Here is a 25624-nt window from a genome sequence, read left to right as displayed (position 1 = left end):
CTAACCCGCGATCCGAAGCCTGCCGGTCCGCTCGCCCAGGATCCGACGAGCTTCGGGGCTGAGGCCAGCATCGCTGATGACCTCATCGGCCTCGTCCAGGGCCGCTATGGTGCTGATCCCCAGCATTCCCCACTTGGTGTGGTCAGCCAGCACGACGACGTTGCGCGCCGCGGCCACGAAGGCTCGGTCCGTCTCGGCTTCCAGCAGGTTGGGGGTGGTGAAGCCGGCGTCCGCGTCCATGCCGTGCACACCCAGGAACAGCACATCCAGGTGCAGCTGCTTCAGGGCCGCCGTCGCGATGGGACCAACAAGCGCGTCCGACGGCGTGCGTTCGCCGCCGATGAGGATCACCGTGGAGCCGTAACGGGCAGAGCCGGCGGATGCGCCGTGATGGAACAGGTCCGCGATGCGCACGGAGTTCGTGACCACGGTGATGCGCGGACCGTTGACCAGTTCCTTGGCCAGCGCCCACGTGGTGGTCCCGGCGCTGAGGCCCACTGCCATGCCTTCGTGCACCAGGCTGGCTGCCTCCAGGGCGATGGCCTTCTTCTCGGCCGTCAGCTGGGTGGATTTGAGCTCGAAGCCGGGTTCGTGGGTGCTGACATCACCGGGGATCTTGGCGCCGCCGTGGATCCGCTCCAGCCGGCCGCCTTCCTCCAGCACTTCAATGTCCCGGCGCACGGTCATCAGCGAAACGCCCAACTGCTGCGCCAAGTCGGACACGCGAACAACCCGCTCACGCTGGACGGCGTCCACAATCGCCTGATGTCGAGCAGCGGGAAGCATCTAAAAACCATCCTTAAAGCCAGCGGACAGGGGCTGCACCAAGCATACGGCGACGGCGCCGCCCACAGTGGTGGGAAGCGCCGTCGACGAGGAGCGGGAGTTATCCGGCAGCGCGCGTCAGAGCGAGGAACGAGCAGCGCGCAGAGGATGACTGCCGCTCCTCGCCCTGCCACGCACCTACTTCCGCAGTGAAGCCGCGATCTGCTTCATGATGGTCGGGTCTGACAGGGTGGTGGCGTCACCTACTTCACGCCCTTCTGCGACGTCCTTGAGGAGGCGGCGCATGATTTTCCCGGAGCGGGTCTTGGGCAGTTCGGGTACCACGAGGATGGTTTTGGGTTTGGCGATGGGGCCGATTTCCTTGCCCACGTGGTTGCGGAGTTCCTGGACGATGTCATCTCCGGAGTCCACCACGTCGCTGCGGAGGATGACGAACGCGACGACGGCCTGGCCGGTTGTCTCGTCCGCAGCGCCCACCACGGCGGCTTCGGCCACGGACGGATGCGAGACGAGGGCGGATTCGATTTCGGTGGTGGAGAGCCGGTGCCCGGAGACGTTCATGACGTCGTCCACGCGGCCCAGGAGCCAGATGTCGCCGTCCTCATCCTTCTTGGCGCCGTCGCCTGCGAAGTACATGGTCTCGAAGCGGGACCAGTAAGTGTCCTTGAACCGTTCGGGGTCGCCCCAGATGCCGCGGAGCATGGCGGGCCAGGGCTCACGGATGACCAGGAACCCGCCGTGCCCGTTCGGGACGGACTGGCCGAGTTCGTCCACGACGTCCACGGCGATGCCGGGCAGCGGCACCTGTGCCGAGCCGGGTTTGGTGGCAGTGACGCCGGGCAGCGGGGCGATCATCTGGGCGCCGGTTTCGGTCTGCCACCAGGTATCCACGATCGGTGCCTTGTTGGAGCCGATGACGTCGCGGTACCACATCCAGGCCTCGGGGTTGATGGATTCACCCACCGACCCGAGGACCCGGAGGGAGGAGAGGTCGTACTTGTCCGGGATATCCCGGCCCCACTTCATGAACGTGCGGATCGCAGTGGGCGCGGTGTAGAGGATGGACACCTTGTACTTCTCCACGATCTCCCACCACCGGCCCTGGTGCGGGGAGTCCGGGGTGCCTTCGTACATGACCTGGGTGGCGCCATTGATGAGCGGGGCGTAGGCGACGTACGAGTGCCCGGTGACCCAGCCGACGTCGGCCGTGCACCAGTAGACGTCCGTCTCGGGGTGCAGGTCGAAGACTGCCTTGTGGGTGTAGGCGCCCTGGGTAAGGTAGCCGCCGGTGGTGTGGAGGATGCCCTTGGGCTTTCCGGTAGTGCCGGAGGTGTACAGGATGAACAAAGGGTGCTCGGAGTCATGCCCGACGGCGGTGTGCTGGGTGGATGCCACACCCACGGTGTCGTCCCACCAGTGGTCCCGGCCCTCGTGCCAGTCAACGTCCTGGCCGTTGCGCTTGACCACCACCACGTTCTGCACGCTGTGGCCGTTGCCGTCACCAGGACGGGACAGGGCGTCGTCGACCGCCGGTTTGAGGGCGCTGGGCTTGCCGCGCCGGTAGGTGCCGTCGGCGGTGACCACCAGCTTGGCTTCGGCGTCGTCGATCCGGGACCGGAGTGCGTCGGCGGAGAACCCGCCGAACACCACCGAATGCACCGCACCGATGCGGGCGCAGGCCAGCAGGGTGATCACGGCTTCGGGGATCATGGGCAGGTAGACGGCCACCCGGTCGCCCTTGGCCACGCCGAGGGATTCGAACGCGTTCGCGGCCTTCTTTACTTCCTCGGTGAGCTGGGCGTAGGTGTAGGTGCGGGTATCGCCGGGTTCGCCCTCGAAATAGATGGCCACCCGGTCCCCGAGCCCGTTTTCCACGTGCCGGTCCAGGGCGTTATAGGCGGCGTTGACCTTCCCGCCTACGAACCACTTGGCGAAGGGCGGGTTGGACCAGTCCAGGGCCTCATCGAAGTCCTTGGACCAAGTGAGCAGTTCACGGGCCTTCTTGGCCCAAAACGCCGGCCGGTCGGCGTCGGCCTCGGCGTAATCGGCTGCGGTGACCACGGCGTCGGCAGCGAATTCCGGGGTTGGCGCAAACTTGCGGTTCTCGTGCAGCAGATTTTCGAAGGCATCGCCCTGTTGGTCGCTCTGCACGGAAGCTTCGGGAGCGGTGGCGGTGGAGCCGGGAGTGTCCTGGGACATGGTGAACCTCATCATTCATCGACCTTTGCTGCGCGGCATGTGCCGTGGCCCGGGCGCCACCCCACCGCTTTGCACGGCATTGGGCAACGGCCGGTCACGGACATTCCGCAAAGAGCTGTTCCGAAATCAAGACTAATGCTTGAGTCCGCAGCTGTGTGTGCCCTGTCACAGAGGTGCCCGTGAGCGGCGTTTATTAAGCGGTGAATGGTTTCGCCCACTCGCTGGGGACGCCACGCAGCCAACCCTTCGGCTAGTGATCGCCAAGGCTGTTGGCTAGGCTGAGATTGAATTGTGACTTTCGACGGAACCGTCCGGCCGGGTAACAGCGTTGCGGGTGACCCGGCGGGCAACACCGTTTCAGACGGCACGGTTTGTGGGACCGCAAGGTCCCGTGCCGCCACGCTAAGGAGAACAGAATGAACCAGCAGAGCTTCGGCCAGACAACCGGCCGTGCAACAGCGGCCGGACCTGACGGCTCGTCCGGGAGCAGCGCGGGGAAAGGCCAGCCGGAGCCAGCCATCGGGAAGGCCAGCTCCCGGCACCAGGCAGTTCTGGGGCACTTCACAGTCCGTGACCTCACCGTCTTCGCTGCCACCCTCATTCTTTTTGTCACCTCCCTGCTGCCGGTCTTCCTCACCCGGTTCAATCTCTGGAACGTGGGTAACCTGTTCTTCCTCGGGCTGGGAATCGTCCTGCCGCTGATCGTCAGCGCACTCTTTGCGGCCCGCAGGCTTGCGCCCGCCACGAAGGTCCGGATCGGATCGCTGTCCGTCGACCAGTTCGCGTCCGTGGTGGCGTCCTTCGCGGTTGCGTTCTTCTTCCTGTCCGTAGCCGGCGACTACCACCCCGCCCTGCTGGCAGGACTGATCGGCTCCGTCATCCTGTTCGCGGCCACCGTGCTGGGCCGGTTCATTCCGTACTTCGCCAGCGACTTCGAAGGACGCCAGGAGGTCCCGGCCCACGTGGTGGCCCGGGAGTCTGCCGTTCCGCTGCCTAAACCGCGCACGCCCAAGGCCCCGAAGGAACCCACTGCCCCGGAGGAAGCTAAGCCTGTGTCAGGCGCTTCACCGGACAAGGATCATGCCGCTGTGCCCGGTGCCGCCGCTGGTGCAACAGGATTTTCCACCGGTCCGGCTGCTCCAGCCGGTTCTTCGGCTGTTTCCGGTTCCATTGGACACACAGGACCCCAGACAGTGACGACGCCGGGAACCTCGCCATTCGAGCCTGCACAGCCGTCCCCGCAGGAGGCGCAGCCAGCACAGCAGGTGCCGGCGCCCGCGCAGAAAGCACAGCCTGTGCAGACCCGCCCCGCCGATACGGCAGCCGTCTCGTCGGCCCCCGAGGTATCCGAATGGCCTTCAGAAGGTGACTTTGGGCCCCCAACCCAGGCAGCCGACGTCGTACCTCCCGCAGTGGTTGCCGCAGCAGATGAGGCCCAAGGGAACGTTACCCCGGCGGTCACGCCGGCACGCCAGGCGTCCGATCCCATTCCTGCCACGGCCGTCCACCCGCAGGTTCGCAAGGAAGAGCCCATTGGCGCCACGGTGGATCCGGCAAGCCGCCCCGAGGAATCCGAGGAGCACCCCGTCCACGAGGCCTTCTGGTTCGCCGTCGCACAGCACCGGACGGCCGTTGATCCCCGGACCGGTGCCCCCGCCTTCGTCATTGAGCCGGGCGGCTGGGTCCTGGCACTCGAGGATCGGGGCCACGAGTTCCTGGTCCAGCACACCGACGGCCGCGTGGGCGTGCTGCGCGACCTGAGCAACATCGAGCGCGGTTAGCCGGCCCGGTGGCCACTTCACGTACTTCAAGGAACGGCGCGGCCCGGGGGGCTGCGCCGGGGCCAGCGGCGGCGGCGTCCGGACCCAAGGTCTCGAACGAGTCCCTCCTCGCCCTGAAGCGCCGCGCGCGGCGCATCAACAAGGCTCTGGCTGAGAAGTACCCCTACGCTCACGCGGAGCTCGATTTCCGGAGCCCCTTTGAGCTGCTTGTGGCCACTGTCCTGTCCGCGCAGACCACCGACGTCACCGTCAACCAGATCACCCCGGTGCTGTTCGCCAAGTACCCCGACGCCCGCGCAATGGCCGAGGCAGACCCGGCCGTCATGGAAGAAATCATCAAACCCACCGGGTTCTTCCGGGCAAAAACCCGGAGCCTGATTGCGCTGGGCACCCGCCTGGTGGATGAATACAACGGTGTGGTGCCGTCCAGGCTTGAGGACCTTGTGACCCTCCCGGGGGTGGGCCGCAAGACGGCGAACGTGGTGCTGGGCAATGCCTTTGGCGTCCCAGGCATCACGGTGGACACGCACTTCGGACGCCTGGCACGCCGCTTCGGCTGGACCGGCTCCGAGGATCCTGTCCAGATCGAATTCGACGTCGGCGAGCTGTTCGAACCCAGGGACTGGACTATGCTCTCGCACCGTGTGGTCTTCCACGGGCGGCGGGTCTGCCATTCGCGGAAGCCGGCCTGCGGGGCCTGCCCGGTGGCCAATTGGTGCCCCAGCTACGGCCTGGGCGAGACCGACCCCGCGAAAGCCGCCAAACTGCTGAAATACGAGCTTGCTCCCGGCAGCGAACAGCTTCTCGCCCAGTTGCTGGCAGAGACGCACCGCGCCGCGGAAATCCGGATGGAATCACAGAAACGGGTTCCGTGAGCGCACGTGAGGACCTGATCCACCTCGTACAGCGGACCGAAGCAGGCAACGCCCCCGAACCCGATGCCCTCTGGGCAGCGCTGACTGTGGATGAACGCATTGCGCGCAAGGCGGCCGTACTGATGCTCTTCGGTGTTTTGGACACCGTCCCCGCATCGTCCGGCAAGCCACTCGCCCCGGCCGACCTCGACGTCCTGCTGCTGGAGCGCGCACACACCCTGGAGTCGCACCCCGGCCAGGTCGCGTTTCCAGGTGGCAGCATCGATCCCGGTGAAACGCCAGTGGAGGCGGCGCTGCGCGAAGCCGAGGAAGAAACCGGCTTGGACTCCGGAGGGGTGGAAGTCCTTGGCACGCTGCAGGAACTCGGGCTGGCACGCAGCAACTTCCTCGTGACGCCGGTGCTGGCCTGGTGGGCCTCGCCGTCGCCGGTGCGGGTGGTGGACTACGGGGAATCCGCACAGGTTTTCCGGATCCCGGTCCGGGACCTGCTGGACCCGGACAACCGGGTCATGTCCACCGTCAGCCGCGGCGGGCACACGTTCAATAGCCCGGCCTTCACCGTCAACGGAGTGGTGGTGTGGGGCTTCACAGGCATTGTGCTCAACGGGCTCTTTGAGCAGTTGGGCTGGGCCGTCCCTTGGGACCGGTCCCGCCTGCACAACATCATGATCTGACCGGCGCCACCCTTGCCGCCGGTCAGATCGACTAAGACTGGGGCTGCTGCCGGAGATCCACCACGATTCCGGTAGCTGCATTCTCGCGGACGGCCTTGATGCCCTCGAGCAATGCTCCAACGTGCCTGAAATTCGGCGAAACCGCCACAATGTTGCCGTCAGCGTCGGTGAGACGGAGCCTGTAGGCCTCGTCACCCACGCGATGTATTTCGAACCTGCCCGCCATGTGCCGGACCTCCCCTGGGAATGCATCTTTGCATGTAGTGCTTGACCCGCCTGCTTGAGTCAGTTAATTGACTGTAACGCCGCTCACAGGGCATGGGCCAACTACTCCCGGGTAGGTTACTCCGCGGGGCGCGCTGTGACGGTTCCGTGGCCTGTGACTGGAGGTGCGGCCACCAGGCCGCTAGGGTGCCGGAATTCCGTTGGGCGGCCTACTTGGCGTTGTCGTAGGAGTCCACCACGGCCACGCTGACCGGGAACTCCACCGGGATGGACCCGAACAAAAGCTCCTTGGCGGCGCTGGCCGCGTCCTCAATTGCCGCGATGCACGCGTTGACCTGAGCTTCAGGCGCATGGACCATCACCTCGTCGTGCAGGAAGAACACCAGCTCCGCGTGTCCGAAGCCTTCCGCGCGCATGGCTCGCAGCCGCCGTCGTAATTCCGCGAGCCAGCAGGCTGCCCAGTCCGCCGCCGACCCCTGCACCACGAAGTTACGGGTGAACCGGCCGCGGGAGCGGGCGATCGATTCGGCGCGGCGCTGTTCCTCTGCCGTGCTGGATTGCTGGCTCTGGAACCACTGCCGTGAGGGTGGCGGGCTGCTGCGGCCCAGCCTGGTGGTGACCGTCCCGCCGGCTTCACCGTCCCGCGCCGCCTGTTCCACGAAGCCCACGGCGCGCGGATAGGTCTTCGCCAGCTGGGGCATCAGCCGCCCGGATTCGCCCGTGGTGGCACCGTAGATGGCGCCGAGGAGGGCCACCTTGGCTTTTGCGCGGTCACCGCCGAATCCTTGGGCGGCGATGCCGGCGTACAGATCCTTGTCCCGCGCAGCCTCGGCCATTTTGGCATCCTGCGCCAGTGCGACCAGGACGCGGGGCTCCAGCTGGGAAGCATCCGCCACAATGAGCTTGTAGCCCGGATCGGCATGCACCGCGCCGCGGATCTGCCGCGGAATCTGGAGCGCCCCGCCGCCGCGCGATGCCCAGCGGCCCGAGACAACCCCGCCCACTACGTACTCAGGCCGGAACCGCCCCTTGTCCACCCATGCGTCCAGCCAGGTCCAGCCGTTAGCGGTGTGCAGGCGGGAGAGCTTCTTGTAGGCCAGCAGCGGTTCAATGGCGGGGTGGCTGGATTCCTTCAGCTCCCACTGCCGTGTGCTCTTGACTTCGATGCCGTTACGGTGCAGGGCGCGCATCAGTTCCTGCGGCGAATCCGGATTCAGCCCGGGTGCGCTGAGCAGGCCCCGCAGCTCGGTGTTGAGGGCTTCGAGCTTGGCCGGACGGTGGCCGGATGGCGGGCGCGGCCCCAAGTAATCGGTGAGGATATTCTCGTGCAGGTCCTCCCGCCAAGGGACGCCGGCATGCTGCATTTCGGCGGCGATCATCGCGGCGGCGGATTCGGCAGCGAGGAGGAGCTGGAGCCGTTTGGGGCGGTTCTCACCGGGGGTTGCGGCCGCCAGGGCTGCCTGCTGGGCGGCGTATTCGGCCCGGAGTTCTTCGGTTGTGTGCCTGGGCGCTGCGCCGTGGCCCAGGTCTTCGAACAACGCGCCCTGCTCTGCGGGCGGTACGGGCGGCTGGAGGGCCCGGGGAGGCTGGAGGTCCTCCTCCGGCGTGATTTTTTCGGCGTTTTGGGCGTAGCCCGTGTGCGCCGTGAACTCGGAACAGGCGAGGATGTTGCCGCAAAGACTGAGGTCGTAACAGCGGTCCAGCTCGACGCCGGACGCCAACAGGGCGGGGTACCAGTCCCGGGTGCGGTGCCAGATCCAACGTGGCGGTGGACCGCCGTTCGGCCGGCTTTCGAAGTGACGTACGACGGCGGCGAGCTCGGCCGTGCCGATCACGCGCGGTTCCGGGGTGTTGGGGTGAGGGTCTCCAGCCTGGGTGAGTTCCTGGAGGGCTGCGCCTTGGGGGTGGGCGGCGAGCAGCAGGTACATACGACAATTCTGCCCTGTCGCGGGGCTGCACTTTTGCCGGGTGTCCTGTTGCCGCCCGCGGTTGTCCTCCACAGGGGCCTTCAGCGCGCGTTTGTCCACATAAGGCCGATCACTGGTTACGGTTTTGCGCGCGGCCCATGAGAGTTGCCCTATGAGCAGGCATCAGCAAGCACCGGCACCGTCAGGTTCGGCCAGCGCCGTCACGGCCGCACGGCGCAAGGCAGCGGGGGAGCGGGCCGGGCCGGACGGCCACGCGGCCCCTGTCCGCGGCCCCGCTCCGGACGCATGGCTGCCGGAGGAGGCTGCGGAGGTTCTGCTCGTGACTGGATTCGACTTTCTGCAAGGTGAGGTGGAGCGCATCGTCGCGGCCGCAGGCGCCCGGCTGAGGGTGGTGGCCGGTGTCGTAGAGGCTGCCAGGTACTGGGATTCCTCCTCTGCCGTACTCGTCGGCAGCGATGTCCGCGAACTGCCGCCCAGGCGTCGGGCTCCCGCTGTGTTGGTGGGCCTTAGCGGAGAAGGCGACAGCCTGTGGCACCTGGCGGCGGCCCTCGGCGCGGAACGTGTAGCCGTCCTGCCCGATGCCGCGGCTTGGCTGGCCGAGTACCTCAGCAGGTCACGTTCGCCGCAGGCCGCAGGCCTGGTGCTCGGCGTCACCGGCGGATGCGGCGGGGCGGGGGCAACCACAGCAGCCGTCTGGATCGCCCAGGCGGCCGCCGGAATGGGCGTTCGCGTGCTTCTGGTGGACGGTGACCCGTGGGGCGGGGGCCTTGAGCTGGCACTGGCTGCCGAGGAACTGCCGGGACTCCGTTGGCCGGACTTGTCCGAGGCAAGCGGCAGCATCGATCCCGGTCAGCTGGCGGATTCCCTTCCCGTAACAGGTGGTTTCTCCTTCCTGTCCTGGCCCGCGAGCCGGGACCGTCCCGCGCCTGTGGACGCCGCAGCCACCGGCGGAGTTGTCGATGCCGCCCGGCGCGGCTACGAGCTGGTGGTGGTGGACATCGGCCGCGGCGCCGAGCCGTTGCACACCTTCGCCTGGGACTGTGACCGGATCCTGGTGGTGCTCCCTGCCCAGCTGAAGGCTGCGGTGGCTTCAGCCCGCCTGCTTCAGGAGCTTCCGCCCGTGGAGGCTGCCCTCCTGGTCCGCGGAAAACCCGGCGCGGCCCTGGACAGTGCACTGATCTCCGATGCCGTCGGGCTGCCCGTCCACGGCCGGGTCCCTGACCTCCGTGGCGTCACGGGCGCATCAGAGAGCGGACGCCTCCTTGAGCTGGGCAAACGCCGCAGCGTGAGGCACTTTGCTGCCTCTGTCCTGGACCTGCTCGACGGCGAACTCGCAGCAGGCGGTTTGCCGTGAGCGTGCCGTCTTCCTTTTCTGCTGCGTCCGCTGCGTCCGCCGCGTCCAGAGCATCCGCCGCAGCACCCGCGGGCGCACGGCGCCAGGCACGCGTCCGGAATTCACGGGTCCTCGATTCACGGGCCGGCGTCTCCCGGGGACTGGACTCAGGCCTGCTGGAGTCGGTACGAGAATCAGTGATGGCGGAGTCGGGGCCGTTGACGGCTTCCCGGGTGGCCGCAGCTGTCCAGGCCACCGGGAAAATGCTGGGAACGGCAGGCGCCCTCGCCGCCGCGGAACGGATCAGCGCCGAGCTCAACGGCCTGGGCCCGCTTCAGGAGCTCACCCGGGACCCGGCCGTGACGGACATTTTGGTCAACGCACCCGACTCCGTGTGGCTGGACCGGGGAAACGGGCTGGAACGCTCTGCTGTGGCCTTCGCCAGTGAGACCCACGTGCGGGCATTGGCGTCCAGGCTGGTCGCGGCCGGCGGGCGGCGCCTTGACGACGGCTCGCCCTGTGTGGACGTCAGGCTCGACGGCGGCTACCGCGTCCACGCGGTCCTCCCGCCGATCTCCACAGCGGGCACCCTGTTGAGCGTCCGCATCCGGCGGGAGCAGGTGTTCACTATGGACGAGTTGCGGTCCGGTGGCATGTTCGACGAGACCGTCCAGGAAGTACTGGAACGCGTGGTGAAGCACCGGCTGAGCTTCCTCATCAGCGGCGCCACCGGCTCAGGCAAGACCACGCTGCTGTCCACGATGCTCGGCCTGTGCTCCCCCCACGAGCGCATGGTCCTGATCGAGGACGCCTCCGAGCTGAACCCCGTACACCCGCACATTGTTTCCCTGGAGTCCCGACACGGAAACCTCGAAGGCGGCGGGGAAGTGGACCTGGGCGAGCTGGTCCGCCAGGCGCTACGGATGCGGCCCGACAGGCTGGTGGTAGGCGAATGCCGCGGCGCCGAAGTGCGGGAACTGCTGACCGCGATGAACACCGGCCACTCCGGCGGCGGTGGAACAATTCACGCGAACACAGCTACAGCCGTCCCTGCCCGCCTGACTGCACTGGGGGCGCTGGCCGGGCTGGGGCAGGATGCGGTACGGCTTCAGGCATCCAGCGCCCTCGACGTTGTCATCCACGTGGACAGGCAGCCCCGGGGACGTCGGGTGGCGTGCATCGGCCTGATGGCAGAGAACCAGGGCGTCCTAACCGTCCTTCCTGCCCTGGAGATACGTCACGGAGAAGCCACTCCGGGCCCGGCGTGGCGCCTGTTGGCCAGCCGGCTGGGGCTGGATGAACCCCACACCGGAACCCCGGCGTGACTGCCCTCCTTGCCGGCTGCCTCTTCCTGGCTGTGTGGCTGTTCCTGCGGCCGGCCCGGACTGCAGCAGCCCGGTTCCACCGTGCCGTAGGCCGCGCTTCCGGCGGGGCTGCGAGTGGCGCAGTTGTGTTCAGGGTCCGCGGCCGTGCAACGTCAGCAAGCGATTTTTACGCAGGCCGCGGTGCGCTGGCGGGGCTCATGCGTCGGAAAAGCAAGACCCCGGGCAGTATCTCGATGACCCTTCTTGTTCAGCAGCTGGCGGCGCTGCTCACAGGCGGCAGGGTCCCGGCGCGGCTCTGGGACGAGCTGTGGTCCCTGTACTCCGCGCAGCCGGATCCTGCCCGTCTCGGTGGCAATGAAGCGGGTGCTTGCCAGGGCCCCGGCCTCAACCCAGGCTCCGTTGCCGTGCTCGGTACGGCACGCGCAGCCGCCTTGCGCGGCGCGCCCGTGTCAGACGCCATCAGGAGTGCTGTCCCCGTGGCCTTTGGGCGCGCAGGAGGCAGGGAACCACAAATCTGGGTCCAGCTCGCCGCATGCTTTGACATGGCTGAGGCCAGTGGTTGCCCGCTCGCTGACGTGATGACTCGGTTTGCCGCCCAACTGGAGGTTGAGGACGACGCCGAAGCGGCCCGCCAGACGGCACTGGCCGGTCCCAGGGCAACGGTGAGCCTGTTGACCTGGCTTCCACTGATGGGACTTGGGCTGGGCACCGCCTTGGGAGTGGACCCGGTGGCCATTCTGGTAGGGACACCTCTGGGCCTGGCCTCCTTGGCGGCCGGACTGGTCCTCACCGTCGCCGGCCGGATCTGGTCCGCCAGGCTGGTCCGGGCGGCCGCCGGAGCGGGCGTGTCATGACCGATTTTTTGCCGGCCGCTGTGGTGCTGGGATGCCTGGCCGCCGCGGCGGTCCTGGCATTCGCCGGGCCGGGGCGTGCTGGGAAACGGCTCAGGAGCCTCGGCCCGGTGGCCGGAACGGGACCGCGCCCGGCGGCTTTGGACGGACGAGGAAGTGAACGCGTCGAGAACGGCGGCAATTCGGGTGGAATGACGGGCGGCGGCAGGCCCCGGGAAGGCTCCTTCAGCTCCGTTGGCGGCAGCGATGGCTTGCGGGATACCGCCATGATGCTGGAACTGGTGGCCGCCATGCTGGACGCCGGCTCCGGAGTGGGACGTTCACTGGAACTCGTGGCCGCGGCAGCTTCCCCGGCGTACCGCCTTTCACTACAGCCCGTCGTCTCTGCGCTCGCCATTGGGGCGGACTGGGGAACGGCCTGGCGCAGTTCGCAAGCCCACCTGCCGGAGATCCTGGAAATGCGGGATGCACTGGGATTCGCCGCACTGACCGGCGCCCCGTCCTCGGCCATCCTCTATGCCCAGGCGGCAAGGATCCGGCGTGAGCGCTTCCGCGCCGCAGAGAAACGCGCGGCGTCGCTCGGCGTGAAACTGGTCATTCCCCTCGGCCTGTGCTCCCTGCCCGCTTTCATCTGCCTTGGAGTTGTTCCAGTCCTCCTCGCACTGGTGCCCTCCTGAACGCCCAGCCTTTCCGGCCATCGCACCCTCCCGGCACGACAGGGCTTCGTCCTATCCTGCCGGACGATCGTCTTTTGAACCGTCACTCATTGTGCTCCCGGCCTGGTGGCGCCAGTCGGAACCTTTCCTCCACAACGGGGACACTCTCTTGCTTATCCACTTAGGGCAGCCGGTCCCTTACCGGCGCCGTCCCGGCCCGGAAGAGTCAGAAGTGCCGGCAACCGGGCCGGACAACCTGAAGGGAAAAACACCATGTCGATGAACCAAAGCTCTGCCGTTGATGCCACGGAACAAAGGGTCTCGGCCGACGAAATCAATGTCGAGGCGGGGACCGCGGCACAGGAGCCGGATACCGGGGCCGAGGTGACCAGCAACGTCGTTGAGCTTTTCCCGGGTGCCGGGAGGGGCAGGGGATACCGCCGCGGCCGCATGCGCCACCTCGGATCGGACGCGGGCATGGCTACCGCCGAGTACGCCATCGCCACACTCGCAGCCGTGGGATTCGCCGGTCTGCTGGTATTCATCCTGCGGAGTGACGAAGTGCGTGGCTTCTTGCTGAACCTTATCCGTACGGCGCTGGCCTTGCCATGATCGGCGTGCGGCCCCGGTTCCGGCCCCATCCGTGGTTCGGCTGCTGCCTCCCTGGTGCGGGGAACTCCCAGGGTGCAGTAACTGCGGAATTTGCCGTAGCGCTCCCGGCCGTGCTGCTGCTCTTGGCGCTCCTACTGGCGGGTGCAGCCGCGGGGACCACCCAACTGCGGCTTGAAGAGGCAGCGCTTGCCGGCGCCAGGGCAATCGCCCGCGGCGAAAGTCCGGCAGCGGCCGAAGCGATGGTGAGGCGGCTGGCCGGGGCTTCGGCCACCGCGGCCATCGTTGCCGACGGCGAATGGGTCAGCGTTACCGTCGCCGACAGAGTGGCTGGACCGCTGGGATCAATGGTGCCGTGGACATTAACTGCCCGTGCTTCGGCCCGGAACGAATCGGCTGGCTCCCTTGGGTGGGATACGCCTGGTCCGGCTGCAAGGGGCGGGACTATTCGGGACGTGATTGCCGGAGGGTCGACTTCACGGGACGTGATCGCAACTGGGCCGCCGCTTACGGGGGATGTGATCTCAGGAGGGTCGACTTTACGGGACGTGATCGCACTTGGGCGGCCTGCAGCGGATGTGATCGCCCTTGGGCAGCCTGCAGGGGAGGCGATCGCACCAGGGCGGCCTCCACGGGCCCGTGACAGGCCTGCGCCCCTCTGGCAACAGCCGCGTTCGTTGGCGGATATGGCATGAGCCGGAGCTTCCTGGACCAGCCTGAGCGCGGATCCGGAACGGTCCTGGCAGCCGGGCTGGCGCTGGTGGTGATCATGGCCATGGCATTGGTGCTGTTGCTGGCCCAGTCCGCGGTGATGGCCGGCAGGGCCGCAGCAGCGGCGGACCTTTCCGCTTTGGCCGCGGCCGACGCCATCCGCGGCCTCACTGTGGGGGAGCCGTGCGTAGTGGCCGAGCAAGTGGCCAGCCGGCACGCCGCCAGAGTGGTCAGCTGCAGCGAAGGCGCGGGCCAGACCATCGAAGTGAGGACCGAACTCATCGCAAGGACCATGCTCGGGACGGCCACCGGCCACGCGAGGGCGGGGCCGCCGCCCTAGCAACTGCCGGGAGGACCCAACGCTTGGAGTACTCACAACCCCGAAAGCTCACAGCCCCGAAAGCTCACGATCCCGAAAGCTCACAGCCCCGAAAGCCCACGGCCTTGAGGGCCCTGCGGCTGGGCGCTCCACGGCGAAGGGCTACGGCGAAGGGCTACACGGCGAGGGAAAGCGACTCGCTGGCGTCCTTGAGCAGGACATCGATGAGAGTGATCGCAGCCGTCTTGTCCAGCGGATTATTCTTGTTCCCGCATTTGGGAGACTGCACGCACGACGGGCAGCCGGCCTCGCATTCGCAGGCCTCGATGGCGTCCCGGGTAGCGGAGAGCCACACCTTGGCCTTGTCGAAGCCGCGTTCGGCGAAGCCTGCACCGCCGGGGTGCCCGTCATACACAAAAATGGTGGGCACGCCGGTATCGGCGTGGATGGCAGTGGAAACCCCGCCGATATCCCAGCGGTCGCTGGAAGCCACCAGCGGCAGGAGCCCGATGGCGGCGTGTTCGGCAGCGTGGAGGGCGCCAGGGAACTGCGCCTCGATGAGGCCGGCACCAGTTAGGGAGCGGTTGTCGACAACGAACCAGACGGCCTTGGTGAACAGGTCCCGGGCTCCCAGCTCCAGGGGCTCCTCGCCCAGGATTTCATTCGAGATCAGTGCCTTGCGCTGGAAGGAGACCACCTGCGTTGTCACTTTCACATCACCGAAGTGCACGGCCACGTCACCCCACTGAGCGGTGCGCAGCGTCTCCAGCACTTCGATTTGGGTCACGTCACGGGCGGTTGTGTAGTAATCGGGATTTGCACGCCGGACAATCACGCAGTGCTCATCCTCGTTCAGGTCCTCCACCACGTAACTGTCACCCTGATGGACGTACACGGCCCCGGTGTGTGCTTGGTAGTGCGTTTGCGGGGAGTCCATCGTTCCCAGAAGGGAGCCGGTGTCCGCGTCGACAATGCTCACTGGGCCGCCACCATCGGCTCGGAGGTTCACCATGGCGGCGGCACTTTGCGAATGCGTCCAGAACCAGCCTGCGGGCCGGCGCCGCAGGTAGCCCTGGGTCACTAGCTGACCCAGCAGTTTCTCCGCCGTGCCGCCGAAGAGGCCTAGCTCTGACACACCCAGTGGCAGCTCCGCCGCCGCAGCGCACAGGTGCGGCCCCAACACGTAAGGATTGGAAGGATCGAAAACCGTGGCTTCAACCGAAACATCAAAAATTGCCTCGGGATGGTTCACCAGGTAGGTGTCCAGCGGGTCGTCGCTTGCCACAAAAGCGGCAATGGCGTCCTGGCCCGCGCGGCCAGCCCGGCCGATCTGCTGGAACAGGGAGGCCCTGGTGCCCGGCCAGCCCGCCACCAGCACCGCGTCCAGTCCCGAAATGTCGATCCCGAGCTCCAGCGCGGAGGTGCTCGAGACTCCCAGGAGATCTCCGGAGCGGAGGGCCTTCTCCAGGGCACGCCGTTCTTCGGGCAGGTAGCCGGAGCGGTACGCCGCCACACGCTGCGGGAGGCTGGGGTCCACCTCGTCCAGGAGGCGTTTCGTGATCGAGGAGATGGTCTCCGCACCACGCCGGGACTTGATGAAGGCGATGGTCCGGATCCGTGCCGAGACGAGGTTTGCCAGCAGGTCCGCCGTTTCGGCAACAGCGGTCCGCCGCTCCCTGGCGCCGTTCTCACCCTTGAGTTCCGTCAGCGCCGGCTCCCAGAACGCCACGGTGGTGGCGCCGTGCGGGGAACAGTCCTGGTCGACGGCTCGGACCGGGGCCCCGATCAACCGCCCGAAGGACGTCCCCGGCTCGGACGCGGTGGCGGAAGCGGCGATAAACACAGGCTCGGGCTGGGAGGTTCCAGCACCGTAGTACGCACAAACTCGGCGCAACCTCCGCATCAGGTTGGCCACGTGGGAGCCGAACACGCCCCGGTAACTGTGGGCTTCGTCCACGATCACGTACCGCAGCCGCCGGAAGAAGCTTGCCCACCAGGCGTGGTTGGGCAGGATCCCGAAGTGGAGCATGTCCGGGTTCGCGAGAATCACGTTCGCATGGTCACGGATCCAGCGGCGGGACGCGGGGTCGGTGTCGCCGTCATAGGTTTCAGCCCTGACGGTGGGCAGCTTCAGGGAGCGGATGGCAGCCAATTGGTCGGCCGCCAGGGCCTTGGTGGGGGAGAGGTAGAGCGTCACGGCGCCGTCGTCGTGGATTTTTCCGGGCTCGGACAGGACCCGGAGTTCGGAGCGGTGGATGGCATCCAGTGCCGGCAGCTGGTACGCCAGCGATTTCCCGGAGGCTGTGCCGGTGGCTATAACAACGTGTTCGCCGCCATGGGCGAGGTCGGCGGCCTCAACCTGGTGCCGGTATGGTTCATGAATCCCCAAGGAGCCATAAGCTGCCACCAAGTCCGGATGAGCCCAGTCCGGCCACGGCGCATGGACAGCCTTCCGGGCAGGAATCGTACGGACATGACGCAGCTGTTCCGGGTCTGGGCCGCGGCCCAGTAAGGGAATCAGGGAGTCATGGGGGATCACCCACAACATTCTGTCACTCGGGGAAAAATTACCCGACCGACAAGTCAGCCCCTTCATTCGACCTGGACAGCATCAGGACCCGGCACACGTTGGACCAGCCCAGGTGCGAATACAGTTTCTGCCCGTCACGCGAGGCGAGCAGCAGGCCATTCTCCACGTCATGCTCGAACGCCTGCGCCGCCAGCGCCTTCATGATGAAGCTGCCCAGGCCGCGCCGCTGGAAGGCCGGTTCGGTCACGATCTTGTCGAAAACCGCGGTGTCGCCCACTACGAATACCCTGCCGCTGGCGGCGACCCTCTCACCGGAACGGACCACGGCGTGGTGCACCCGATCCAGTTCGGACGTTGACAGGGAGAGATCGTCATCTGAGAGCCAGGGATCCTCGGCGTCCTGGGTCTCCATGTCCACGATCATCATGGTTTGGGAGTCGGAGGTCACGTTCAGGCCGTGTTTTTGCGCCAGGTTTGTGTAGCGCGCGACGTCGTTCGTCAGGACGGTCAGGATCCTCGCCGGAGCTTCGGCCGTCTTGGCCACCAAAGCCGCAAACTCATCGTCCGACGGATCGTGGGCGAAGTATTCCCAGTCCCCGGTGGTGTCTTTTCTCAGGGCCGCAGGAAACCTCCCCTCGGTGGCAGTCTGGTAGCCCCGGCAGCCGGCCCAGCCGGCAACCCAGACTTCAAGAAGGTGTGTGATGTCTTCAACCAAGGCGTCCGGACTCATGTGATGAGAGTATTCCAGCGCTGTCACAAGCAACAGGGGGTGCAGTACCCCGATATGACTTGCTTATGCAATTGTGATGAGACAAGACTGAGCGGATGCTGCCGGAGAAAGACCACCCCACCTCGTCAAGGCTGCCACTTTCACTGCTTGTGTGCATCGGCGCGACTATCGCAATTGTGGGGAGCGCCCGGTACTGGGAAGCAGCCACCGGCCTCAGCTACTGGGCCTGGCTTGCCTGCGGGATCATGCCGCTGGTCGCTGGCGCCCTTATCCACCGGAAACTGAAGCGGCCCGTGGACTTCCTGGGATCCCGCCCGGATCCGGAAGGCGTGGAACGGCCAGGACTGGGCGGACTGCTGGCTGCGTTAGTCCTTTTCCTGGTGCCGCGTCTTGTGGGAGATGGGGCCGCGGCCGTCGCAGCCAGCAGCGGCGCCCACACCGTCGGCGTCGCTGCGACGGCAACAGCGGTGAGCTTCGCCGTCGTCGTCCTCTGCTACCGGGCGGTCGAAACCGCACTGAACAGGCGTGATGCCGCATTGGCAGCCCGGCAAGGCAACCCCTAAGCGCCGGAACGGCCTGGCGCGGTGAAGCCAGTACCCTTAAATACGTGGCTTTGAACCGAATTGTGCTCTTTTATGGCTTTACCCCGCTCGCTGATCCGGACGCAGTGCGGCTTTGGCAGCGCGCCCTCTGCGAGAAGCTGGGGCTGACCGGACGCATCCTGATCTCCAAAGACGGCATCAACGCCACCGTGGGTGGCGAGATCGGCGCGGTCAAGCAGTATGTGAAGACCACCCGCGAGTACAAAGGCTTCCACGACATCGACGTTAAGTGGTCAGACGGCGGTGCGGACGATTTCCCCCGCCTGAGCGTGAAGGTCAGGGACGAGATCGTCTCCTTCGGCGCCCCCGGCGAGCTAAAAGTGGATGAAAAGGGCGTGGTGGGCGGCGGCACCCACCTAAAGCCGGAGGAACTGCACGAACTTGTCGAAGCCAGGAAGCAGGCAGGGGACGACGTCGTGTTCTTCGATGGCCGGAACGCCTTCGAAGCCCAGATTGGCCGTTTCAAGGACGCGATTGTTCCTGACGTAGCAACCACGCACGACTTCATCAAGGAACTCGACTCCGGCAAGTATGACGAACTTAAGGACAAGCCAGTGGTCACTTACTGCACGGGCGGCATCCGGTGCGAGGTGCTCTCCAGCCTGATGGTGAACCGCGGCTTCAAAGAGGTGTACCAGCTCGACGGCGGCATCGTCCGCTATGGCGAAACGTTCAAGGACCAGGGCCTCTGGGAAGGCTCGCTTTACGTCTTCGACAAGCGCATGCACCTGGAGTTCAGCGAGGACGCCAAGACCATCGGTGAATGCGTCCGTTGCGCCGCCCCCACCAGCAAGTTCGAGAACTGCTCAAACCCGAGCTGCCGCACGCTGACGCTGTATTGCGCCGAATGTGCTGCCAGCCCTGAGACGCTCCGCTGCCCCGAGGGCTGCACTGCCTGAAACTCACTGCCTGAAGCTGCACCGCCCGAAGCTGCACCGCCCGAAGCTGCACCGCCCGAAGATGCTCAGCCCGGAGCGCCAAGCCGGGTCAGCCGATACGCATAGTTGGCCAGTGACCTGGGCTCGACCCGGAAACTGAGGGCTGAATCCTTGGACAGGTAGATCACGTTCTCCCGGGTGGAACCGCAGCGCAGGCTGAGCTCCACCAGGGTGAACTCGTCGCTGCGCACGGTAAAGGTAACCCGCCGTTGGCTCCGGCACACCAAAGCCAGCGCATACGTTCCGGCAGGGAGCCCGGCCGCAGTATCGGACTTGATTTCGCCTCCGGTGAGGATGCCGAAATCCGTGTGGACTACCGGCCGCTCGGTGTAGGGAAGTTCCTCCTCCACCCAATCCTCCAGTTCGGCTTCGGTGACCGGCTCGTTGCGCAGCGGATCCCTCTGGAAGCTCTGGTCCGTGATGGCCGGAGCGGGGACGGTATCGGGCGGACGCCAGCCTTCGTCGTAGGTGTATTCGCAGCCGGTCAGTGAAGCGGCCGCCATCAGAACGGCTGAGGCCCACAGCACGACGGCGGCCCTCGCCCGGGTGCGCAGTGGCGCCTTCCGGGGCGGGTTGGGGCCCGGAAGAGATTCCGCATTTTGGCGAGGCGGCGCCCCCTGCATCGCGGGCATACTCTGACTCTAGGCCCAGCCCAACCGGTAAGCCAGAGGCCCCATCGGGCCAAGCCGGGACAAGCTGCGGCGGCGATGCCCAGCCGGTTCCTGGACGTCAGTTCCGCGGCACGCCTGGGGACAGGTTACGTTCCAGGGGAGCCTCCAGTCGGGCGGCGCCGCCAACGAGGCCGTCGCCGATCGGCTCAAGTGCCGCCGAAACCTCGCCGGCCCGGAGCTGAACCACGGCGTTGTAGGGCGTTCCGCATTCCAGGGTCTGTGTGAGGAGTACCGCCCCGTGCTGGCGGATGGTAAGTGTAGCCCCCGGTCCATCCACACAGGCGGCGTGGACCGGGTAATTGCCAGCGTCCGGCACCAGGCCCGTGCTGCTGATGCCGGATCCTCCCCGCATCCCACCTGCAAAGCCAAAGAAATGCGTGTCTGGTTGGGGACCCATGAGGGCATCAACTTCCGCCATCAGCTCCGACTGGCGTGCGGCTTCCTCCTCGCTGATGCCTGTCAGCGGAGGAACGGAGGGCGCCCCAGATGAGCTGGCCTCCGGCAGGGGGTCAGTACCGGCGTACTCGCACCCGCCCAGCATGGCCACGGCCAACAGCGCTCCCATGGCCAAGTTGACGCCCCGCAGGGCGGGCCCTTGCGCCTTACCTCGCCGCAACGTGGATCTGTTACCAACGGACGTTCCCCCAAGAAGTGCCATGGCCAGAGCCTACTGATGCACGCGGCGGCCGCAAGTCACACGGACGCCGGCTCCCCAAAACTAGCCGGCGGACACCAGTTGGTAGGCGTAGAGCAGAGGGGCGTCAACGCTCGAGGCGCTCAGTTCCAACGGACCGTCTTGGGCAAGGGTGAGCTTCACGGACTCCCGCGTGCCGTAACAGGCCGCTCCGAGATCGGCCAGCTCCTTGCCCCCGGACCGCACCGCGAGGAAGGCCTTGCCGCCGCCCTCGCAGACCAGCGTCAGGGTGTAACTGCCGGCAGGAACTTTCTCGGTACGGTCCACCGGCTGCGCGTTGAGGATCTTTCCGGCGTCCTCAGCCACAACGCGGCTGGCCGACGGGAGGGCAGTGGCCTTCCAGGCCGGCACATCCGCGTTCTCCACCGAAAGCTGCTGAGCGCAGCCGGAAGCGCCCAGCACGACGGCGGCGGCGGCGGCCGCCGCGGAAAGGGCACGCGGAAAGGTTGGAGGAAGAACAGCCATACCTCCAACTTACCCGGCGGCGCGGCCATCCTTACCCCGCAATCAGCTCCAGGACCTCGCCGCGGTGCAACGCCAGATAGACCTTGTCCCGCAGCACGTTGGCCTCCCGGTCAGTCAGCGTCCGGTCCAGTGGCTGCAGCACCAGCCGCAGCAGCACGTTGACCTGCCCGGCACCCATCCGGAGGCGTTCGACGGCGGCCGGCGGCAGCTCCGCCGTCGTGGTCACCGCCACAACCTCCAGGGCCGCCAGGACGTCGGCGTCTGAGCCCAGGGCGGTACGGGCGAGGTCGCCCAGGAGTTCGACGTCGGCATCGGCTCCGGAGTCCAGCACCAGGGAGAGGTCGCGCCGGATTTCGGGCAGGGAAGAGACGGGACGGTACGGAGACAGGTCCAGCATTTGAGACTGGACCTCCGGCTCCCCGGACCGCAGCAGCCGGATGTCCGTGATCCCCTTCCGCAGCATCAGCGCCCGGTCCAGCCCCATGCCCAGGGGCAGGCCGGCCCAGCGCCGTGGGTCCAGGCCGGAACCGCGGAGCACCGGAGCGGCCACCAGCCCGCACTCCGCGAGTTCGAGCCATTCCCGGCGGCCATCGGGCTGGGTCACGAGCACGTCCAGCTGCCGGCCCGCCGCCGTATAGCTGTGCCTTGCCGGCGTGGCGCGCCACTGCACGTCAGGGTGCAGGGGCGCCGGAAGGACCGACTCCACCACTGCGGCCATCATCGCCTCGAGGTCTGAAGTCCCCAGTAGCCCGCGCGCCTTGAGCCGCCACAGGTCCAGTTGGTGCGGGGCGCCCACGTGCGTGCGGTCGATCGCATCGCGGCGGTAGACGAGTCCGGGCAGGACATGGAGTTCGTCGTAGTGCCCCAGCTCGCCCCGGAGCGAATCCAGCAGCGCCGGAATGCCCGCTGAGGTGTGGCTCCGGAGCATCACCGTAGGGCTCACGTGGCGGGAATAGCGCGAATTCCGGGTGACGTCGTCGGGCGAGTAACCCAGCCGGTCGTAATTGTCAGCGGTGGCCACGAGGGGGTTGAGCCGGTGGGTCCGGGACGGCACGGCCCATAGCCGCTCCAGCGCCGCGACGACGTCGGCCAGGAGCAGTTGCATGGCGTGCGGGCCGGCCGCGGGATCGGACAGGTCACGCAGGGGAAGGGCAGAGTTGAGTTGGGCCAGGGAAAGGTATTTCTTCATGTCGGGGGTCCTTGATGCATCAGATACGGGAGGGGGAGTTACACCCTCAGCCGCTGCGCCGGACGGACCCCGGCAGCGTCAGGCGCGCGATGGGAAGCCCGTGCGGCCAGTGAACGGCCGAGGGCTGATAAATCGCTGCTGCGTTTGCATGGGTCCATGATACGCCGCACGCCCAAAGCCCTTGACCTTGACGCTACGTCAACCTTTATCGTCGAAGTATCAGCCACGGAGGCCCATGGAAGCCCACGGAAGTCACGGAAAGGAGGACGCCATGGACTGGTCCATCCAGGACATCGCCCGGATCGCCGGCACCACCAGCAGGACGCTTCGGCACTATGACGACATCGGCCTGCTCAAGCCCAGCCGCACCGGGCACAACGGCTACCGCTACTACAACCAGGATGCGCTCGTGCAGCTCCAGCGCATCCTGCTCCTGCGCGGACTGGGGCTGGGCCTTCCGGTCATCAGCCAAGTGCTCGGCGACGAAGCAGACGCCGCCAAGGCGCTCACCGGGCACCTCGAATGGCTGAAGCAGGAACAGGACAGGCTGGCGCGGCAGATCGCGTCGGTCACCCAAACCATCGAAGCAGTGAAAGGAGGTGGCGAAATCATGGCAGAAGACATGTTCAACGGTTTCGACCACACGCAGTACAAGGACGAAGTCGAAGAACGCTGGGGCAAGGATGCCTATGCCAAGGGGGACTCCTGGTGGCGCGGCATGAGTACCAGCGAGAAGACCGCATGGCAACAGCGCTCGCAGAAACTGGGCGAGGACTGGATTGCCGCAGCACAGGCCGGCGTAGCCCCGGACAGTACTGAGGCGCAGGCGATCGCGAAGCGGCACGTCGAGTGGCTGACCGGCATCCCGGGCACCCCCGCGGCGGACGCCCGCGGCAAGGGAGATGCGGGCAAGGACGACGTCAAGGCCTACGTCACCGGTCTCGGCGAGATGTACGTGGCCGACCCCCGGTTTGCCAAGAATTACGGCGGGACGGAGGGGGCCAGCTTCGTCCGTGACACGCTGAAGATCTACGCGGAGCAGAACCTGTAAACGTCAGCGTGGGGGCCCGCCAATAGACTTGACCGGTGACTGACTCCACCCTCTTCCTAGCCGGCAACACCCCCGACGCCCCGCGCAGCGACCTCCCCGGCCTGCTGACCACTCTCGCCGCGGATCTCCGCAGCGTGGGGTTCACGCTCGACGGCGTGGCCGGGCTCGTGGGCGAGTCGGCCTACCTCGCGCTGAACCGGGACCAGCTCATCCCGGCGCTGCTGGCGACCGAAACTGCCGCGCAAGGTGACCCCACCGGTGGCGGATCAACAGACGCAGCCCTTGCCGCCGTCGTACGCCTCTGGCTGCTGGCGGAGCCGCAGACACGGGCAACGCTCGACGCCGCCCTGCCGGGGATCCGTGCCGAAGGCCTGGTCGAGCTGGGGCTGGCTGAGCCCGTGCCCGGCTCGGGCCAATCCGGCTCGGGGGAGCCAGCTGCGGACCTGCTCCAGGCCAAGGCCGATCTGCGCCCGTACGGCTGGGAGGGCGCCGAGCTCTGGGTGGCCAGCGACCTCGCCGCGCACCAGCAGGCCGGCGTGCTGCGGCACGACCACGTACTGGGGATCGGGCAGGCCTCCACCACGTTGGTGCAGACCACCATCCGCCGCCAGGTCGCCAAGGCCCTGGACCTGGGAACTGGCTGCGGCATCCAGTCCTTCCACCTACTGCACCATGCCGAGCACGTCACGGCCACGGACATCTCAGAGCGGGCACTGGCCTTCACCCGCTTCAACCTGCTCCTGAATGCCGAGGCGCTGCGCCTGGACCCGGACCGGCTCGAGGACCGCGTCAGCCTGCGGCGGGGGTCGTTGCTGGGGCCGGTGGAGGGGGAGGAGTTCGAGTTGGTGGTATCTAACCCGCCGTTTGTCATCACGCCCCGAACCCTCGGCGAGGACGCGTCCGGACAGTTCACATACCGGGACGGCGGGTTGCCGGGCGACGACGTAGTAGCGTCGCTCGTCAGGGCACTTCCCTCGGTCCTCGCCCCGGGCGGAACAGCCCAGCTTTTAGGCAATTGGGAAGTCCCGGCGGGCTCGCAGTGGCAGGAAAGGCCGCAAAGCTGGGCTGGTTCGGACGTGGACGCCTGGTTCATCCAGCGGGAGCTGGTGGCGCCGGAGCAGTATGCCGAAACCTGGCTGCAGGACGCTTCCGAATCGCGCGACCGGCAGCACTACCGGGACGCCTACGCCGCCTACCTCGCCGACTTCGCGTCCCGGAACGTGGCTGGAATCGGCTTCGGCATGGTCTGGCTGCGCCGGCCCTTCAACTCGGAACCGCAGTCCGCGGTCATCAGCCGTTTCGAGGAAATCACGTACCCCATCGAACAACCCATCGGCCCCCACCTGGGCGCCGCCGTCGAACGTGCAGACTGGCTGGCCGCCAACAGCCTGGAGGACGCGCACCTGCTGGTCGCGGACGATGTCACGGAGGAACGCCACCAGCGCCCCGGAGCCGAGCACCCGGGTGTGATCCTGCTCCGCCAAGGCGCCGGACTGCGCCGGACCAACCTGCTAAGCACGGAACTTGCCGGATTCGTGTCCGCGTGCGACGGCGACCTGACCGTGGGGCAGATCGCGGGCGCCTTGGAGGCCCTCCTGGGCGGCAGCCTGTCAGGGGAGGACGGGTTCGACGCCGGCGCGTTCCACAGTGGGCTGCTCGCCGATGTGGCGAACCTGGTGCGGGACGGCTTCCTGCTGCCCGCCTGACCTTCGCCTGGACGAGTGAAGTCACCGGCGCCGATATCAAACGGTTCCTTCACAGCTGGAGGGCGCTGGATACACTGGAGCCGTGAATACGGAACCTGCAGGCCGCCGCGCCCGCCTGGAGAAAAAGGTGGAAATCACCGATCCAAGGGCGATCCGGGCCCTGGCCCATGCCGCCCGGCTGGAGGTCATTTCCGAGCTGTATTCCACCCAGGTCAGCCGGACGGCCACCGAACTGGCCGCGCAGACAGGCCTGACTCCCAGCGCCATGAGCTACCACCTGCGCGCCCTGCAGAAATGGGGCATTGTGGTCCCGGCGCCCACCGAGGGGGATGCCCGGGAACGGCGCTGGAAGGCTGCCGGCACAGACTTCGCCATCAACTCCGGTGGGGGAGCGGCCAGCCCGGTCGTTGACCTTGAGCTGGATGCGTTCCGCCGCCGCGCTGCCGCGTATGCCAGGACGCGGGATGAGCACCGCCGCACCGGCGCACCTGCCGAGGCCCCCACTGCCGTCGTGCTTGCCAGCGAACTGCTTTACCTCACCCGCGAGCAGCAGGCCGATCTGACCCGGCGCCTGTTCGCCCTGCTCGGTGAATACGAACTGGACGATCCACACCGGATCCCCGAAGGAGCCGAGCGGATGGCCGCTATGTGGTCGCTGATCCCGGACGACCGGACGGTAGCTCGGATGGCCCCTGAAGTTGCATCCGGACCTGCGGAAACGTAGGGAACCCGGGGCTCAGGACCGCAGTTGGAGGGCGCACGTTTTTCACGCCGAA

25 protein-coding genes are annotated in these 25624 nt (G+C 67.0%); 15 read left to right on the top strand and 10 right to left on the bottom strand.

The window, feature by feature from the left end; translation table 11 throughout:
• Together ACLKOZ_RS21295 and acs are read right to left on the bottom strand one after the other, a co-directional pair.
• Complete coding sequence (locus tag ACLKOZ_RS21295) at positions 1-786, bottom strand: DeoR/GlpR family DNA-binding transcription regulator (RefSeq protein ID WP_337351547.1); 786 nt, start codon at positions 784-786, stop codon at positions 1-3.
• A gap of 177 nt (positions 787-963) precedes the next feature.
• A complete protein-coding gene (gene acs / locus ACLKOZ_RS21290) occupies positions 964-2985 on the bottom strand; it encodes an acetate--CoA ligase (RefSeq protein ID WP_436478178.1) in 2022 nt (673 codons plus the stop codon).
• Positions 2986-3401: 416 nt separating this feature from the next.
• On the opposite strand from acs, the gene ACLKOZ_RS21285 reads away from it, so the two are divergent.
• From ACLKOZ_RS21285 to ACLKOZ_RS21275, 3 genes are all read left to right on the top strand, one after another.
• A complete protein-coding gene (locus ACLKOZ_RS21285; RefSeq protein ID WP_436478135.1) occupies positions 3402-4766 on the top strand; it encodes a hypothetical protein in 1365 nt (454 codons plus the stop codon).
• Between the two features lie 113 nt (positions 4767-4879).
• Positions 4880-5641, top strand: a complete 762-nt coding sequence (gene nth / locus ACLKOZ_RS21280; protein ID WP_436478176.1) for an endonuclease III — start codon at positions 4880-4882, stop codon at positions 5639-5641.
• A complete protein-coding gene (locus ACLKOZ_RS21275; RefSeq protein WP_337351549.1) occupies positions 5638-6315 on the top strand; it encodes an NUDIX hydrolase in 678 nt (225 codons plus the stop codon). Before nth ends, ACLKOZ_RS21275 begins: the two co-directional genes overlap by 4 nt.
• Positions 6316-6346: 31 nt before the next feature.
• Here ACLKOZ_RS21275 and ACLKOZ_RS21270 read toward each other — a convergent pair whose 3' ends face one another.
• Together ACLKOZ_RS21270 and ACLKOZ_RS21265 are read right to left on the bottom strand one after the other, a co-directional pair.
• Positions 6347-6541 (bottom strand): YegP family protein, encoded by a 195-nt coding sequence (locus ACLKOZ_RS21270; protein ID WP_337345980.1) that lies wholly within the window; start codon positions 6539-6541, stop codon positions 6347-6349.
• A gap of 208 nt (positions 6542-6749) precedes the next feature.
• A complete protein-coding gene (locus tag ACLKOZ_RS21265; protein WP_436478134.1) occupies positions 6750-8468 on the bottom strand; it encodes a bifunctional 3'-5' exonuclease/DNA polymerase in 1719 nt (572 codons plus the stop codon).
• 151 nt (positions 8469-8619) lie between these two features.
• Here ACLKOZ_RS21265 and ssd point away from each other — a divergent pair, with 151 nt between their 5' ends.
• From ssd to ACLKOZ_RS21230, 7 genes are all read left to right on the top strand, one after another.
• Entirely contained in the window at positions 8620-9822 is a 1203-nt protein-coding gene (ssd, locus tag ACLKOZ_RS21260) for a septum site-determining protein Ssd (protein ID WP_436478133.1), read from the top strand.
• The gene (locus tag ACLKOZ_RS21255; protein ID WP_436478132.1) at positions 9819-11126 is read left to right on the top strand and encodes a TadA family conjugal transfer-associated ATPase; all 1308 of its coding nucleotides are present in this window, start codon (positions 9819-9821) and stop codon (positions 11124-11126) included. The genes ssd and ACLKOZ_RS21255 overlap by 4 nt, the downstream gene beginning before the upstream one ends.
• A complete protein-coding gene (locus ACLKOZ_RS21250) occupies positions 11123-11980 on the top strand; it encodes a type II secretion system F family protein (protein ID WP_337351552.1) in 858 nt (285 codons plus the stop codon). The genes ACLKOZ_RS21255 and ACLKOZ_RS21250 overlap by 4 nt, the downstream gene beginning before the upstream one ends.
• On the top strand, positions 11977-12654 hold the full coding sequence (locus ACLKOZ_RS21245) for a type II secretion system F family protein (RefSeq protein WP_337351553.1): 678 nt from the start codon (positions 11977-11979) through the stop codon (positions 12652-12654). The genes ACLKOZ_RS21250 and ACLKOZ_RS21245 overlap by 4 nt, the downstream gene beginning before the upstream one ends.
• Positions 12655-12906: 252 nt before the next feature.
• Positions 12907-13245: a DUF4244 domain-containing protein gene (locus ACLKOZ_RS21240; protein WP_436478131.1), complete on the top strand. Its 339-nt coding sequence runs from the start codon at positions 12907-12909 to the stop codon at positions 13243-13245.
• Complete coding sequence (locus ACLKOZ_RS21235; protein WP_436478130.1) at positions 13242-13937, top strand: TadE family type IV pilus minor pilin; 696 nt, start codon at positions 13242-13244, stop codon at positions 13935-13937. The genes ACLKOZ_RS21240 and ACLKOZ_RS21235 overlap by 4 nt, the downstream gene beginning before the upstream one ends.
• Positions 13934-14293, top strand: coding sequence for an Rv3654c family TadE-like protein (locus ACLKOZ_RS21230; RefSeq protein ID WP_436478129.1), 360 nt, complete (start codon positions 13934-13936; stop codon positions 14291-14293). The genes ACLKOZ_RS21235 and ACLKOZ_RS21230 overlap by 4 nt, the downstream gene beginning before the upstream one ends.
• 154 nt (positions 14294-14447) lie before the next feature.
• On the opposite strand, the gene ACLKOZ_RS21225 is transcribed toward ACLKOZ_RS21230, so the two are convergent.
• Both ACLKOZ_RS21225 and ACLKOZ_RS21220 read right to left on the bottom strand, forming a co-directional pair.
• Positions 14448-16811, bottom strand: coding sequence for a DEAD/DEAH box helicase (locus ACLKOZ_RS21225; RefSeq protein ID WP_436478128.1), 2364 nt, complete (start codon positions 16809-16811; stop codon positions 14448-14450).
• Between the two features lie 28 nt (positions 16812-16839).
• Positions 16840-17532 (bottom strand): GNAT family N-acetyltransferase, encoded by a 693-nt coding sequence (locus tag ACLKOZ_RS21220; RefSeq protein WP_337345989.1) that lies wholly within the window; start codon positions 17530-17532, stop codon positions 16840-16842.
• 95 nt (positions 17533-17627) lie between these two features.
• Between ACLKOZ_RS21220 and ACLKOZ_RS21215 the strand changes: the two genes are divergently transcribed.
• Entirely contained in the window at positions 17628-18095 is a 468-nt protein-coding gene (locus ACLKOZ_RS21215) for a hypothetical protein (RefSeq protein ID WP_436478127.1), read from the top strand.
• 44 nt (positions 18096-18139) lie between these two features.
• Entirely contained in the window at positions 18140-19033 is an 894-nt protein-coding gene (gene trhO / locus ACLKOZ_RS21210; protein ID WP_337345991.1) for an oxygen-dependent tRNA uridine(34) hydroxylase TrhO, read from the top strand.
• Positions 19034-19098: 65 nt separating this feature from the next.
• On the opposite strand, the gene ACLKOZ_RS21205 is transcribed toward trhO, so the two are convergent.
• The 4 genes from ACLKOZ_RS21205 to ACLKOZ_RS21190 form a co-directional block, all read right to left on the bottom strand.
• Positions 19099-19704, bottom strand: a complete 606-nt coding sequence (locus ACLKOZ_RS21205) for a hypothetical protein (RefSeq protein WP_436478126.1) — start codon at positions 19702-19704, stop codon at positions 19099-19101.
• Positions 19705-19801: 97 nt separating this feature from the next.
• A complete protein-coding gene (locus tag ACLKOZ_RS21200) occupies positions 19802-20401 on the bottom strand; it encodes a hypothetical protein (RefSeq protein ID WP_436478124.1) in 600 nt (199 codons plus the stop codon).
• A gap of 60 nt (positions 20402-20461) precedes the next feature.
• A complete protein-coding gene (locus ACLKOZ_RS21195; RefSeq protein WP_436478122.1) occupies positions 20462-20902 on the bottom strand; it encodes a hypothetical protein in 441 nt (146 codons plus the stop codon).
• 31 nt (positions 20903-20933) lie between these two features.
• Positions 20934-22091, bottom strand: a complete 1158-nt coding sequence (locus tag ACLKOZ_RS21190) for a hypothetical protein (RefSeq protein WP_436478120.1) — start codon at positions 22089-22091, stop codon at positions 20934-20936.
• Positions 22092-22362: 271 nt separating this feature from the next.
• Here ACLKOZ_RS21190 and ACLKOZ_RS21185 point away from each other — a divergent pair, with 271 nt between their 5' ends.
• From ACLKOZ_RS21185 to ACLKOZ_RS21175, 3 genes are all read left to right on the top strand, one after another.
• The gene (locus ACLKOZ_RS21185; protein WP_436478118.1) at positions 22363-23142 is read left to right on the top strand and encodes a MerR family transcriptional regulator; all 780 of its coding nucleotides are present in this window, start codon (positions 22363-22365) and stop codon (positions 23140-23142) included.
• Between the two features lie 35 nt (positions 23143-23177).
• Positions 23178-24848, top strand: a complete 1671-nt coding sequence (locus tag ACLKOZ_RS21180) for a DUF7059 domain-containing protein (RefSeq protein WP_436478116.1) — start codon at positions 23178-23180, stop codon at positions 24846-24848.
• An 82-nt stretch (positions 24849-24930) separates the two neighbouring features.
• Entirely contained in the window at positions 24931-25572 is a 642-nt protein-coding gene (locus ACLKOZ_RS21175) for an ArsR/SmtB family transcription factor (RefSeq protein ID WP_436478114.1), read from the top strand.
• Positions 25573-25624: the final 52 nt, after the last annotated feature.

The sequence above is a fragment of the Arthrobacter sp. R4 genome (genome assembly GCF_051365025.1).
GTDB lineage: Bacteria > Actinomycetota > Actinomycetes > Actinomycetales > Micrococcaceae > Arthrobacter.
This window is presented reverse-complemented; position numbering and strand designations above follow the sequence as displayed.

Coding starts and splice junctions, on each gene's coding strand:
- ACLKOZ_RS21270 (WP_337345980.1), bottom strand. CDS start 6,541: ATGGCGGGCAGGTTCGAAATACATCGCGTGGGTGACGAGGCCTACAGG.
- ACLKOZ_RS21240 (WP_436478131.1), top strand. CDS start 12,907: ATGTCGATGAACCAAAGCTCTGCCGTTGATGCCACGGAACAAAGGGTC.
- ACLKOZ_RS21190 (WP_436478120.1), bottom strand. CDS start 22,091: ATGAAGAAATACCTTTCCCTGGCCCAACTCAACTCTGCCCTTCCCCTG.
- ACLKOZ_RS21245 (WP_337351553.1), top strand. CDS start 11,977: ATGACCGATTTTTTGCCGGCCGCTGTGGTGCTGGGATGCCTGGCCGCC.
- ACLKOZ_RS21235 (WP_436478130.1), top strand. CDS start 13,242: ATGATCGGCGTGCGGCCCCGGTTCCGGCCCCATCCGTGGTTCGGCTGC.
- ssd (WP_436478133.1), top strand. CDS start 8,620: ATGAGCAGGCATCAGCAAGCACCGGCACCGTCAGGTTCGGCCAGCGCC.
- ACLKOZ_RS21200 (WP_436478124.1), bottom strand. CDS start 20,401: ATGGCACTTCTTGGGGGAACGTCCGTTGGTAACAGATCCACGTTGCGG.
- ACLKOZ_RS21295 (WP_337351547.1), bottom strand. CDS start 786: ATGCTTCCCGCTGCTCGACATCAGGCGATTGTGGACGCCGTCCAGCGT.
- ACLKOZ_RS21195 (WP_436478122.1), bottom strand. CDS start 20,902: ATGGCTGTTCTTCCTCCAACCTTTCCGCGTGCCCTTTCCGCGGCGGCC.
- ACLKOZ_RS21215 (WP_436478127.1), top strand. CDS start 17,628: ATGCTGCCGGAGAAAGACCACCCCACCTCGTCAAGGCTGCCACTTTCA.
- ACLKOZ_RS21265 (WP_436478134.1), bottom strand. CDS start 8,468: ATGTACCTGCTGCTCGCCGCCCACCCCCAAGGCGCAGCCCTCCAGGAA.
- acs (WP_436478178.1), bottom strand. CDS start 2,985: ATGTCCCAGGACACTCCCGGCTCCACCGCCACCGCTCCCGAAGCTTCC.
- ACLKOZ_RS21220 (WP_337345989.1), bottom strand. CDS start 17,532: ATGAGTCCGGACGCCTTGGTTGAAGACATCACACACCTTCTTGAAGTC.
- ACLKOZ_RS21230 (WP_436478129.1), top strand. CDS start 13,934: ATGAGCCGGAGCTTCCTGGACCAGCCTGAGCGCGGATCCGGAACGGTC.
- ACLKOZ_RS21205 (WP_436478126.1), bottom strand. CDS start 19,704: ATGCCCGCGATGCAGGGGGCGCCGCCTCGCCAAAATGCGGAATCTCTT.
- ACLKOZ_RS21285 (WP_436478135.1), top strand. CDS start 3,402: ATGAACCAGCAGAGCTTCGGCCAGACAACCGGCCGTGCAACAGCGGCC.
- ACLKOZ_RS21185 (WP_436478118.1), top strand. CDS start 22,363: ATGGACTGGTCCATCCAGGACATCGCCCGGATCGCCGGCACCACCAGC.